Source organism: Roseovarius bejariae, assembly GCF_009669325.1.
Taxonomy (GTDB): domain Bacteria; phylum Pseudomonadota; class Alphaproteobacteria; order Rhodobacterales; family Rhodobacteraceae; genus Roseovarius; species Roseovarius bejariae.
This window is the reverse complement of record NZ_SZWE01000001.1, coordinates 1,970,214-1,981,613: the sequence shown is the minus strand read 5'-3', so window position 1 is coordinate 1,981,613 and position 11,400 is coordinate 1,970,214. Positions and strand designations below refer to the sequence as shown.

The following is an 11,400-nucleotide window of genomic DNA, read 5'->3' as shown; positions in this document are numbered from 1 at the left end:
TGCATAGGTGCATAGAAAATTGTGTTTTTACGCTTGGTATCTCTCCCGCCGGAGGCATCCGACGGGAACACCCGGCACCAAGATCAGATCACAGGGCGGCCAGCGCATCCACCAGTTTGCCCGACCCGAAGCGATACGGGTCCGTCGCGGGCAGGCCCATGCGTGTCTCGACCTCGGCCAGATAGGCCTTGGCCTCCTCCTCGCCCATATGCTGCGTGTTGACCGAAACCCCGGCCACCACGCACCCCGGGTTGGCAACCCGCGCCAAGGGCAGCGCCGTGTCGCGCAACTCCTCCAGCGTCGGCAGCGTGTAATCCGGCAGGCCGCGCATGTGCGCGCGGGTCGGCTCGTGGCACAGGATCAGGGCATCGGGCTGACCGCCATGAATAAGCGCCATGGTCACCCCCGAGAACGAGACATGGAACAGGCTCCCCTGTCCTTCGATCAGGTCCCAGTGATCCTCGTCGTTGTCCGGGCTCAGCCACTCGACCGACCCGGCCATGAAATCGGCGATCACCGCGTCCAGCGGCACACCATCCCCGGTGATCAGGATGCCGGTCTGTCCCGTAGCGCGGAAGGTGGCCTTCATGCCACGTTCCTTCATGTCGCGCTCCATCGCCATGGCGGTATACATCTTGCCAACCGAACAATCGGTCCCCACCGGCAGGCACCGCTTGCCGCGCCGCGTCTTGCCATCGGCAATCGGGTACTCCACCTCGGGCACCCGCACATCATGCAGGGAGCGGCCCGTCGCCTCGGCCACCGCCACGAGGTCCGGCTCGTCGCGCAACAAGTTGTGCAGGCCCGCCGCAAGGTCGAACCCTTCTTCCAGCGCGGCCACCAGAACCTTTTTCCACTCTTTCGAAATCACGCCACCCCGGTTCGCCACGCCGATCACCAGCGTCTTGGCTCCCGCTGCCTTGGCCTCTTCAAGGGTCATGTCCGTCAGGCCCAGATCGGCCCCGCAGCCCTCAAGCCGAAACTGTCCCACGGCGTTATCGGGCCGCCAGTCACGAATACCAATGGCCACCTTGGCCGCCAGCATATCGGGGGCATCACCCAGAAACAGCAGGTAAGGGGTCTCGATCATCGACATGGCAGCACCTCTCATAGTGGGAATCAAAGCTTCACGACAGTTTGCGACGCGTAAGGCGCGAAATCCTACGGAAATCCCCTAGAGAGGCGCAACTTGCGCAAGGTTCTTCTTGGTTTCGCCAAGTTTCACGAAGATTCTTCTTCGTCTTCGGCCATAACTTCGGCCTGCAACATGCCCGGTTGCGCCATGCCGATCACGCCGGTCGGCACGAACTCCCCGGTGTCGTCCGGCGCTTCGGCGCGTAGTTTCCGCGTCAAGGCGATCAACACCACCATCGCGCCGATTGCCGCCACCAGGACCGGCAGGCCCCGCCCCGCTAACAAGGGCACCACGTTTGGCCCGATAAAGATGCCAAAGACCTGTCCCAACTGCATCAGGAAGGCCATCGTGCCACTGGCGGGAACGATCTGCCCGGCACTCAACTGGTCGTTGGCATGGGCCGCAAGGATCGAATACAGCGGCAGGGTCATCGCCGCGATCACCGCGAACCCGGCCACCAGATGCCCCGGCGCGCTGTCCATGATCATCCATAGCGCGGCCAGAACGCTGACCGTCGCCAACCCCATGACCACGAAACGCCGGTCGGTCTGGTCCGAAATCCAACCCACCGGGTATTGCACCACCGCCCCGGCGATCATCGCCACCACCAGGGCCCCCGAGGCCTGCGCCTCGCTGAACCCGGCTTGCAACGCATATAGCGGCAGGGCGATGAACCATGCCGAAACGCCAATCGCGGTCACAACGATTCCCAGAACCGCCACAGGCGACACCTTGTAAAGCCGCTTCACCGGCATCCGGTCAGGCACCGTGTAGTCCGGCGCACGGACGCCTGACAGCAACAACGGCACAATCGCCACCGACAGCAGGATCGATGCCAAGCCAAACAGCAAACTGCCCGACGGGTCGGGCAGGCCCACCATGGCCGTCCCGATGGCGGGGCCCGCCGATTGCGTGATGAAATAGACCGACAGAACCTGCGCCCGGATGCGGTTTTCCGTCTTGGCGTTCAGCCAGCTTTCGGTGATCACGTAAAGCCCCGGAAAACAGAAGCCTGCCAACAGGCGCATCCCGGTCCATGTGACGGGGTCGCTTGTCAAAAGGTGCATGATCGCCGCCGCCGACACCATCGAGGCCAAGGCCGAGAACACACGGATATGCCCGACTTTCTCGATCAGCCGCGGGGTCAGGATCGTCCCCACCAGCGCCCCCAGCGGATACCCCGCCTGCATGATCGAAATCGCCAGCTCCGAAAATCCAAGGGTGCTGCCCCGGATCGTCAGCAGGGTCACCAACAACCCGTTGGCCACCATCAGCATGAGCATCCCCAGAAACAGGGGCCAGTTGTCGATCAAGGCACGTCGCATATCCCCCGAGTGCCACGGGACGAAGATCCGCTGCACCTCTGTTTCCGACGGCAAAGGTCGCATCGATACCACTCGACGCGAATAAGGCCAAAAGGCATGGGAAATGCACGCCGCCCGTTAATCTGCTGCACTGCCGCATTCGACACCGACGGAATACCGACGCGATACCGATGGTTTGCAGATCGGGGTTTTCCCGTGATTTCAGTATGTTAACTTTGATTCACCGATAAGTACCGGCTGGCGCGATGCTGCACTGCGTCACAAAACCGGGTTGCAGGTGGGTGTGCAATTATATACCGCTGAAGCAACCGTTCTTGAAACTTTTGAAAAGGTGTCAGAGATGAGCTTCCGCCTCCAACCCCCCGCCCCCGCGCGCCCCAACCGCTGCCAATTGTTCGGCCCGGGCTCCAACACCAAGCTGTTCGAGAAAATGGCCGCCAGCGCCGCCGATGTGATCAACATCGACCTCGAAGACTCCGTCTCGCCCACCGACAAGGACGTCGCCCGCGAAAACACCATTCAGGCGATCAACGATGTCGACTGGGGCAACAAGTACCTCAGCGTCCGGATCAACGGGCTGGATACCCCTTACTGGTACCGCGACGTGGTTGATCTGCTGGAGAAAGCCGGCGACCGCCTCGACCAGATCATGATCCCCAAGGCGGGCTGCGCCGAGGATATCTATGCCGTCGACGCCCTCGTCACCGCGATCGAGGCCGCCAAGGGCCGTGCCAAGCGGATCAGCTTCGAGGCGATCATCGAATCCGCCGCCGGCATCGCCCATGTCGAAGCCATCGCCGCCGCCAGCCCCCGGATGCAGGCGCTCAGCCTTGGCGCGGCCGACTTCGCCGCCTCCATGGGCATGGCCACCACCGGCATCGGCGGCACGCAGGAAAACTACTACATGATCCGCGAGGGCGAGAAATACTGGTCCGATCCGTGGCACTGGGCGCAAACCGCCATCGTCGCGGCCTGCCGCACCCACGGCCTCTTGCCGGTCGATGGCCCCTTCGGCGATTTTTCCGACGACGAAGGCTTCCGTGCGCAGGCCCTCCGCTCGGCCACCCTCGGCATGGTCGGCAAATGGGCCATCCACCCCAAGCAGATCGCCCTTGCGAACGAGGTCTTCACCCCCACCGCCGAGGCCGTGCAGGAAGCCCGCGAAATCCTGCAAGCCATGGAAGAGGCCAAGGCGCGCGGCGAAGGGGCAACCACCTACAAGGGCCGCCTTGTCGACATCGCGTCGATCAAGCAGGCCGAGGTGATCGTCAAACAGGCCGAAATGATCGAAAGCATGTAAGCCCCTGCTTAGACACAAAAAACCCCGGCAGGTTATAAACCAGCCGGGGTTTTCTTTTGCGTGTCGCTCAGATCAGGCCGCCGTCGGCAGGATCACGATCTCGACCCGGCGGTTCTGGCGCTTGCCCTCCTCGGTCAGGTTCGAGGCCACGGGCTGATTCTCACCCCGGCCATAGGTCTGGATGCGTTCGAAGGCCACACCACCATCCATCAACACGTCCGCCACGGCATTTGCCCGCCGCTCCGACAGCGCCTGGTTATAGCTGGCAGACCCGGTGTTATCGGTATGCCCGACCACCTGCACCGTCGAATCCGGATAGGACCGCAGGTTATCCGCCACCGTCAGAAGGTCAGACCGAAGCCCCGGGTAAACCGTGGAACTGTCCACATCGAACAGGATATCCTGCGGCATGGTCACGATCAGGCGATCACCGGTGTTGGTGATCTGCACATCGTCGTTGTCCAACTGCTGGCGCAACTCGGCCTCTTGCTTGTCCAGCGCATTGCCAACCGCGGCGCCACCGGCCGCGCCAACCGCGCCGCCAATGATCGCCCCCTTGGCTTTGTCATCACTGACCAAGGCGCCCAGACCGGCCCCGATGACACCGCCAAGAACGGCACCGCCCTTGGTGTTTTGCCGCGGGTCGTTGCCCACCTGCGCCGGATCGGTACAGGCCGTCACGGCCAGAAGGGACAGGCCCGACAGGGCCAGAATGGATTTTTTCGCTCGCATCATGATCGCCTCGTAAAAATGGTGCCCGAACGCTCGGGCTTACGATGAAAATAAGCAACCTACCGGCATTCCCCAAGGCAAATCCGAGGGGAAATCGGCATCATTTCGCGCATTTTAACAGGTTCAGGCCTCGGCGCGGGCACTTTCCCACGCAAGAATGGCGCGTTTCACGGGCAGGCCCCAGTGATAGCCACCCAAGGCCCCCGACTTGCGCAAGGCCCTGTGGCACGGGATCAGGAAGCTGACCGGATTGCGCCCCACCGCCGTCCCCACGGCACGCACCGCGCGCGGGTTGCCGATGGCCTGCGCAATATCGGAATAGGTGGTCACATGCCCCGACGGGATTTGCAGCAAGGCCTCCCACACCTTGATCTGGAAAGGCGCGCCGATCATATGCAGCGCCGCTTCCCCGCGCCCTGCAAAGGCGGCCTCGACCCATGGGGCAATTGCCTCGGGCACCTCCTCAAACCGCGCCCCGGGCCAACGTCCGGCCATATCCTCCCATGTCCAATCGCGCCCGAATTCGCCCGTAAAGGCAAGGCCGCACAACCCGCGGTCCGTCCCCATGGCCAATGCCTCGCCAAAGGGGCTGTCGAACCAACCATAGCGAATGGTCAGGCCCGCACCGCCCCGGGCATACTCGCCGGGGCTCATCGCCTCCCACCGCAGGAACAGGTCATGCAATCGCCCCGTGCCCGACAGCCCCGCCTCATGCGCGGCCTCCAGAACCGTGTGCCGTTCGGCCAACAACGCCTTGGCATGACCAAGCCGCAAGTATTGCTGATACCGCTTCGGCGAAACACCCACCCAGGCCGAGAACACCCGCTGGAAATGCGCCGGGCTCATATCCATCCGCGCCGCCAACGCCTCAAGCGACAGCGGCGCCTCCGCCTCATCCATCAGATCAAGCGCCCGGCGCATGACGTTGTAATGATAGGTTTGCTCTGATCCGGCTTCTGACATCGCGGGTCCTCATGTCTGTTGACCGCCAGATTAAGCGCCCCACGCCCCCACCGCGACCCGAATGTTGCGCATCCTCACCTTTCGGGGCATATGGGGCGCCATGGCCAAGCAGCTAGATTACCATACGATCCGCGAGATTTTCACCCGCTTCCACGAGGCCGAGCCCGAGCCCAAAGGTGAGTTGGAGCACGTCAACGCCTATACTCTTGTCGTGGCCGTCGCCCTTTCGGCACAGGCCACCGATGCGGGCGTCAACCGCGCCACGCGCGAGCTGTTCAAAATCGCCGACACCCCGCAAAAAATGCTGGACCTGGGCGAGGACGGCCTGATCGAGCATATCAAGACTATCGGCCTGTACCGCAACAAAGCCAAGAACGTGATGAAGCTGTCGAAAATCCTTGTCGAGGAGTATGACGGCATGGTTCCCAACTCCCGCGCCGCCCTGCAATCCCTGCCGGGTGTGGGCCGCAAAACCGCGAATGTTGTGCTGAACATGTGGTGGCACTACCCGGCACAGGCCGTCGATACCCACATTTTCCGCGTCGGTAACCGCACCGGCATCTGCCCCGGCAAGAACGTCGACGCCGTGGAGCGCGCCATCGAAGACAATATCCCCGTGGATTTCCAACAACACGCTCACCATTGGCTCATCCTGCATGGGCGCTATCACTGTAAGGCGCGCAAACCGATGTGCCCCACCTGCATCATCCGCGACCTCTGCCAATTCGAGGACAAAACCATATGACGAAATACCAAGCCGTCGGCATCGGCAACGCCGTGGTCGACGTGATCTCCCAGGCCGACGATCACTTCCTGACCCGCATGGGCATCGACAAGGGCGTCATGCAACTGGTCGAGCAAGAGCGCGGCGAATTCCTGTTCGACCAAATGGAAAACCGCACGCAAATGCCCGGCGGCTCGGTCGCAAATACCATCGCGGGGCTGGGGGCCATGGGCCTCAAGACCGGCTTTATCGGCCGCGTGCACGACGATGAACTGGGCCACTACTATGCCAATGCCATGACCGACGAGGGCATCGATTTCGTCAATGCACCCGTGCCCAACGGCGAACTGCCCACCTCGCGTTGCATGATCTTCGTATCGCCCGACGGCGAACGCTCGATGAATACCTACCTCGGCATCTCCTCCGAACTCGGCCCAGACGATGTTGACGATAGCGTGGCTGGCGCGGCAGAGTTGCTCTTCCTCGAAGGCTACCTGTTCGATAAACCCAAGGGTAAAGACGCCTTCCAAGCCGCCGCGCGCGCCTGCCGCGCAGGTGGCGGCAAGGCCGGGATTTCCCTCTCCGATCCCTTCTGCGTCGACCGCCACCGCGGCGACTTCCGCAAACTGTTGGGAGAACTGGACTTCGTCCTCGGCAACGAACACGAATGGAAATCGCTCTTCGAAACCGATGACCTCGGCACCGCCCTCGAACACGCCGCCAGCGAAAGCGGACTGATCGTCTGTACCCGCTCGGGCCATGACGTGGTGATCACCGAAGGCGACGACAGCATCAGCGTCCCGGTCAGCCCGATTGCCCCGCTCGACACCACCGGCGCGGGCGATCAATTCGCCGCCGGCTTCCTCTTCGGCATGGCCAGCGGCGCGCCGCTCGACGTGGCCGGACGCATGGGCTGCATCGCCGCTGGTGAGGTCATCACCCACTATGGCGCGCGTCCGCAGGCTGATGTGAAGGCGCTTTTTTCTGCCGAAGGCTTGATCTGAACCTCCGACCACCACTCCAACGGCACCTGTCGGATTTGGGTATTTTTACCAAGAAAAAACCAAAAGGTGCGCCCCATCCCCGGTCTCGGGGCACAGGGCGCACCGTGAAAGCATGCCTTGCCTGGCGGCGTCGTTCGGACCTCTGCCGATGCAAACCGACCAAAGCGCGGCGGCTTTTCCTTGGGCGGTCATCGGCTCCCCAGCCTGTACCGCACGACCACTCTAGTCAGAGCAGGGTTAACAAAGCGTAAGCCGCTTTTTCTTGGTGAAAATACCCCGGGGGAGGCGTTGAACCCCGCAGGGGTTCAACGTCGGGGGCAGCGCCCCCAGATCACTGGTTTCAACAGATCATTCGCCCAGCTTGGCGTGTACCTCGTCAAGATCGATCTCGCCGATGGGCATCTTGTTCGAAGGGTCGTCAAAGTCGTATTTGAACAACTCGAAATCGCGGTGATAAATCTCTTTCACCAGGTGCATCGACAGATCGTCGAAATAGTCCTCCACCTGATGCGCCCGCTTGGGCCCATGCCCCTCGCTTTCGTTGAAACGTGGAATGGTCTCCAAATCGACATCGTGCTTGGTCTTGATCGCATCCAGAACCTCACTCATCCCGTCGTTGAAGGACTCGGTCCAGAAAATCTTGTCGTAGGTGCCGCCATTCACGATGAAGGTCGAGACATGCCCGGCCATCGCCGACCAATGAATATCGGGGTCCATCGGTCGCCGCCAGCGGATGGTATCGCGGGCGAACAACAAAAAGCGGCGGAAGCTTTGGATCTGGTCGAACTCCTGCTTGCCATCCTCGCCGCCCACTTCGATCCCGTATTTCTGGATCAGAAGCGGCACCAGCTTACCGCGATAGCGTTTGCCGTTCCGCTGGATGCCGCAGATCTTGTCGAAGAAGCTGGACAGAATGCGGGTATAGGGGTTGCGTACGCAGGTGAAGGCATATGAGGTATGCGTTTTCACGTTCGCCTTGATCAAGGGCTGGCTGTCTTCCCGCGCCCATTTGTGCAGGCCCGTTTCGGCATCGTGTATGTCGCCGTCAAAGAACTCGCCATGATCGGAATAATACATGATCTGACCAATGGTCGAACAGGCGCACTTCGGCACCACGCGATAGACCACGCTTTCGCTTTCGGTCATCCATGTTCCGGGAAATCCCATGCTCGCAGCCTCCGCGATAAAATCCCTTTTTCCGGGTTGTTCGTTATTTAACCCTTTAAAAAATACAAAGAAACCCTGTTTATTCAGGACGGCTTCGGGACTATCACTGTAAACAGCAAAACAGATAAAGGTAAATTGTTTCGGCAATGGCGAAAATCGCGTTCATACTTCTGTGCCACAAGGATCCGGACGCGATCATCAAGCAGGCCAACATGCTCACGGCCGCCGGGGATTACATGTCGATCCATTTCGACGCCCGCGCCAAACCCGAACATTTCAACAAGATTCGCGAAAGCCTTGCCGACAATCCCAACGTCACCTTCGCGAAAAAGCGCATCAAATGCGGCTGGGGGGAATGGTCCCTCGTGCAGGCCACGCTTTACGCGGTCGAGGCAGCCGTCGATCAATTCCCGCGCGCCACGCATTTCTACATGCTGTCGGGCGATTGCGCGGCGATAAAATCGGCCCAATATGCGCATGAGTTCCTTGATGCCAACGATGTCGATTACATCGAAAGCTTTGACTATTTCGACAGTGACTGGATCAAGACCGGCATGAAGGAAGAGCGGTTGGTCTACCGCCACTTCTTCAACGAACGCACCCAGAAATGGCGCTTCTACACCTCCTACAACCTGCAAAAACGCCTTGGCCTGACACGCAGGATTCCCGAGGACATCCAGGTTCAGATCGGTAGCCAATGGTGGTGCCTGCGCCGCCGCACCATCGAATGGATCATCGACTTTACCCGCCGCCGCCGCGACGTGATGCGCTTTTTCCGCACCACATGGATTCCCGATGAAACCTTTTTCCAGACCCTTGTGCGCCACCTCGTCCCGGAACAGGAAATCCGCACGCGCACCCTGACCTTCCTGATGTTCACCGACTACGGTATGCCGGTGACCTTCTACAACGATCACTACGACCTGTTGCTGAGTCAGGATTTCCTGTTTGCCCGGAAAATCAGCGCCGAGGCAACCGAACTCAAGACCCGCCTCGGCGCGCTCTATGCCAATGATGAGGCCGAGTTCAAGATTTCCAACGAAGGCCGCAGCCTGTTCAAGTTCCTCAGTGGCCGGGGCCGCATCGGCCGCCGCTTCGCCACGCGTTTCTGGGAAACCGAAAGCACCCTTGGCCGCGACCGCGAGTTGATGATCGTGGTCTGCAAGAAATGGCACGTGGCCAAACGCCTGCTGGATAAAATCCGCCAGCAAACCAATATTCCCACCGTCGAATACCTCTTTAACGAGGAATCGACGCCGCTTCCCGATTTGGGTGGCATTCAGGCCACGCTGGGCAAACGCACCCGTCACCGCCGCGCCCTGATGCGGATGTTGTTCGACTATTACGACACCGACCGCCTGATCGTCTGCATGGACCCGGGCAACATCGACCTTCTACAGGATTTCTGCGGCGATCGGTCGGTGACCAAGCTGCTGGAAATTCAAACCAAGTTTTCCGACGATTACATGATCGGCCACGCCATGCGCGTGGGCCTTGCGGGTGAGCAGACCCCGGATGAAACCCTTGAGCGGCTCTTGCCCACGATCCGCGCCGATATGGTTTTCGAATCCGACCGCATCCGCGATGCCGAGTTTGAGAACCACCACATCCTGCGCGAGGGCGAGGACAGCGAGATACACGCAAATGCCATCGCCCCTTTCCTTGATGTGCCCCACGACAAGGCGCTAGAAATCGCCCGGACCGAGCATCTCTTTGCCGATTGAGGACAACCCAATGCCCTATACCTACGACGATCAGAACATCTTTGCCAAAATCCTGCGCGGCGAGATTCCCAACGATACCGTGTTGGAAACCGAGCACAGCCTTGCCTTCAACGACATCCAGCCGCAGGCGCCGGTGCATGTTCTGGTGATCCCGAAAGGGCCCTATGTCTGCTACGATCATTTCGCGCAAACCGCCTCGGACGCCGAGATTGCCGATTATACCCGCACCATCGGCGAGGTCTGCAAACTCAAGGGGGTCGAGGACGGCGGGTTTCGCATGATCTCCAACGCCGGTGATAACGGCGTGCAGGAGGTGCCGCACCTGCATGTGCATATCCTTGGCGGGCGCCCCTTGGGGCGGATGTTGGAAAAGGCGTGACGCGCCGCTGTAATTAGCGCACGCGTTTCTGCTTCGATAGCTGCACCGCCAGAATACCGCCCATGATCACCGCAACGCCAAAGCCTTCACGCAGGCCCAGTTGCTCGTTCAGGATCACCGCGGCAATCGCCACCCCCAGGAAGGGATTGAGAAAGTGGAAGGTCGCCGCTTTCACCGCCCCGATCCGGTTGACCAGCATGAACCAAACCAGCGTCGCCGCCAGCCCGGGAACAAGCGTGGTATAGGCGAAGGCCGCGATCAGCGTCCAACTCCAGTCGACCACGATGGTCTCCAACCCCATCGCCGCGCCGCCCAAGACAAGGCTGCCCACCAGCATCTGCAACCCCACGACCATCAGGAAATTACCGCCCGAGGTCGCCCCGCGCACGGCCAAGGTGGCAAAGGTCAGGGCAAAGACCCCGGCCACGCAAAGGGCCAGCCCGTACATGTCCACACCCCCGCCACTCAGGCGCGCGCCCATGATGATCACCACGCCCAAGACCCCGGCCAAAAGGCCAACCACACCCAGCGCGCCGATGCGTTCCCCGAAAATCAACCACCCGGCCAGCCCCACCAATAGCGGCATGGTCGAGGCGATGATCGCGGCCAATCCCGCCTCGATGGTCTGCATGGCAACGAAATTAAGGCCAAGATAAAGCGCGTTCTGACAAACCCCGAAGACAATCGTCGCCCGCCACTGCCCGCGCGTCAGGTGCCAGCTTTGCCCAAGCATCCGGGCAATCAGCACCCCCAACAGCCCCGAGATCAGGAACCGCAGGCTCAGCGCCGTCAACGGCGGCGCCGCGGCCACGATGATCCGGGCCGAGGTAAAGGCACTCGACCACATCACCGCGAAAGCGACCCCCATGACGATTGCGCGAATATCCATGCCTGTCCCCGTTCCTTATGGCCCAAAATGAAAAGGGCCGCCTTGTGGCGACCCTTTC

11 protein-coding genes are annotated in these 11,400 nt (G+C 61.0%); 5 read left to right on the top strand and 6 right to left on the bottom strand.

What is annotated here, in order from left to right:
* Window positions 1-88 precede the first annotated feature (88 nt).
* On the bottom strand, window positions 89-1,090 hold the full coding sequence (gene dgcN / locus FDP25_RS09480; RefSeq protein ID WP_154153348.1) for an N-acetyltransferase DgcN: 1,002 nt from the start codon (window positions 1,088-1,090) through the stop codon (window positions 89-91).
* Window positions 1,091-1,221: 131 nt separating this feature from the next.
* Window positions 1,222-2,523, bottom strand: coding sequence for an MFS transporter (locus FDP25_RS09475; protein WP_246175803.1), 1,302 nt, complete (start codon window positions 2,521-2,523; stop codon window positions 1,222-1,224).
* A gap of 277 nt (window positions 2,524-2,800) precedes the next feature.
* On the opposite strand from FDP25_RS09475, the gene FDP25_RS09470 reads away from it, so the two are divergent.
* Window positions 2,801-3,760, top strand: a complete 960-nt coding sequence (locus tag FDP25_RS09470; RefSeq protein WP_154151118.1) for an L-malyl-CoA/beta-methylmalyl-CoA lyase — start codon at window positions 2,801-2,803, stop codon at window positions 3,758-3,760.
* 72 nt (window positions 3,761-3,832) lie between these two features.
* Here the strand turns inward: FDP25_RS09470 and FDP25_RS09465 are convergent, their stop codons facing one another.
* Both FDP25_RS09465 and FDP25_RS09460 read right to left on the bottom strand, forming a co-directional pair.
* A complete protein-coding gene (locus tag FDP25_RS09465) occupies window positions 3,833-4,495 on the bottom strand; it encodes a YiaD family glycine zipper/OmpA-like lipoprotein (RefSeq protein WP_154151116.1) in 663 nt (220 codons plus the stop codon).
* Between the two features lie 120 nt (window positions 4,496-4,615).
* Complete coding sequence (locus tag FDP25_RS09460; RefSeq protein ID WP_154151114.1) at window positions 4,616-5,455, bottom strand: methylated-DNA--[protein]-cysteine S-methyltransferase; 840 nt, start codon at window positions 5,453-5,455, stop codon at window positions 4,616-4,618.
* A 100-nt stretch (window positions 5,456-5,555) separates the two neighbouring features.
* On the opposite strand from FDP25_RS09460, the gene nth reads away from it, so the two are divergent.
* Window positions 5,556-6,200: an endonuclease III gene (gene nth, locus FDP25_RS09455; RefSeq protein WP_154151112.1), complete on the top strand. Its 645-nt coding sequence runs from the start codon at window positions 5,556-5,558 to the stop codon at window positions 6,198-6,200.
* Window positions 6,197-7,183, top strand: a complete 987-nt coding sequence (locus FDP25_RS09450; protein WP_154151110.1) for an adenosine kinase — start codon at window positions 6,197-6,199, stop codon at window positions 7,181-7,183. The genes nth and FDP25_RS09450 overlap by 4 nt, the downstream gene beginning before the upstream one ends.
* A 348-nt stretch (window positions 7,184-7,531) precedes the next feature.
* Here FDP25_RS09450 and FDP25_RS09445 read toward each other — a convergent pair whose 3' ends face one another.
* Entirely contained in the window at window positions 7,532-8,350 is an 819-nt protein-coding gene (locus FDP25_RS09445; protein ID WP_154151108.1) for a sulfotransferase family protein, read from the bottom strand.
* A 146-nt stretch (window positions 8,351-8,496) separates the two neighbouring features.
* On the opposite strand from FDP25_RS09445, the gene FDP25_RS09440 reads away from it, so the two are divergent.
* On the top strand, window positions 8,497-10,074 hold the full coding sequence (locus FDP25_RS09440; protein WP_154151106.1) for a DUF5928 domain-containing protein: 1,578 nt from the start codon (window positions 8,497-8,499) through the stop codon (window positions 10,072-10,074).
* Between the two features lie 10 nt (window positions 10,075-10,084).
* Entirely contained in the window at window positions 10,085-10,453 is a 369-nt protein-coding gene (locus FDP25_RS09435) for a histidine triad nucleotide-binding protein (protein ID WP_154151104.1), read from the top strand.
* Between the two features lie 13 nt (window positions 10,454-10,466).
* Here FDP25_RS09435 and FDP25_RS09430 read toward each other — a convergent pair whose 3' ends face one another.
* Complete coding sequence (locus FDP25_RS09430) at window positions 10,467-11,342, bottom strand: DMT family transporter (RefSeq protein WP_154151102.1); 876 nt, start codon at window positions 11,340-11,342, stop codon at window positions 10,467-10,469.
* Window positions 11,343-11,400: the final 58 nt, after the last annotated feature.

Bases quoted from the DNA above. Each gene is read 5' to 3' on its own strand.
- dgcN (WP_154153348.1), bottom strand. From the start codon at position 1,090: ATGATCGAGACCCCTTACCTGCTGTTTCTGGGTGATGCCCCCGATATG.
- FDP25_RS09475 (WP_246175803.1), bottom strand. From the start codon at position 2,523: ATGCGACCTTTGCCGTCGGAAACAGAGGTGCAGCGGATCTTCGTCCCG.
- FDP25_RS09470 (WP_154151118.1), top strand. From the start codon at position 2,801: ATGAGCTTCCGCCTCCAACCCCCCGCCCCCGCGCGCCCCAACCGCTGC.
- FDP25_RS09465 (WP_154151116.1), bottom strand. From the start codon at position 4,495: ATGATGCGAGCGAAAAAATCCATTCTGGCCCTGTCGGGCCTGTCCCTT.
- FDP25_RS09460 (WP_154151114.1), bottom strand. From the start codon at position 5,455: ATGTCAGAAGCCGGATCAGAGCAAACCTATCATTACAACGTCATGCGC.
- nth (WP_154151112.1), top strand. From the start codon at position 5,556: ATGGCCAAGCAGCTAGATTACCATACGATCCGCGAGATTTTCACCCGC.
- FDP25_RS09450 (WP_154151110.1), top strand. From the start codon at position 6,197: ATGACGAAATACCAAGCCGTCGGCATCGGCAACGCCGTGGTCGACGTG.
- FDP25_RS09445 (WP_154151108.1), bottom strand. From the start codon at position 8,350: ATGGGATTTCCCGGAACATGGATGACCGAAAGCGAAAGCGTGGTCTAT.
- FDP25_RS09440 (WP_154151106.1), top strand. From the start codon at position 8,497: ATGGCGAAAATCGCGTTCATACTTCTGTGCCACAAGGATCCGGACGCG.
- FDP25_RS09435 (WP_154151104.1), top strand. From the start codon at position 10,085: ATGCCCTATACCTACGACGATCAGAACATCTTTGCCAAAATCCTGCGC.
- FDP25_RS09430 (WP_154151102.1), bottom strand. From the start codon at position 11,342: ATGGATATTCGCGCAATCGTCATGGGGGTCGCTTTCGCGGTGATGTGG.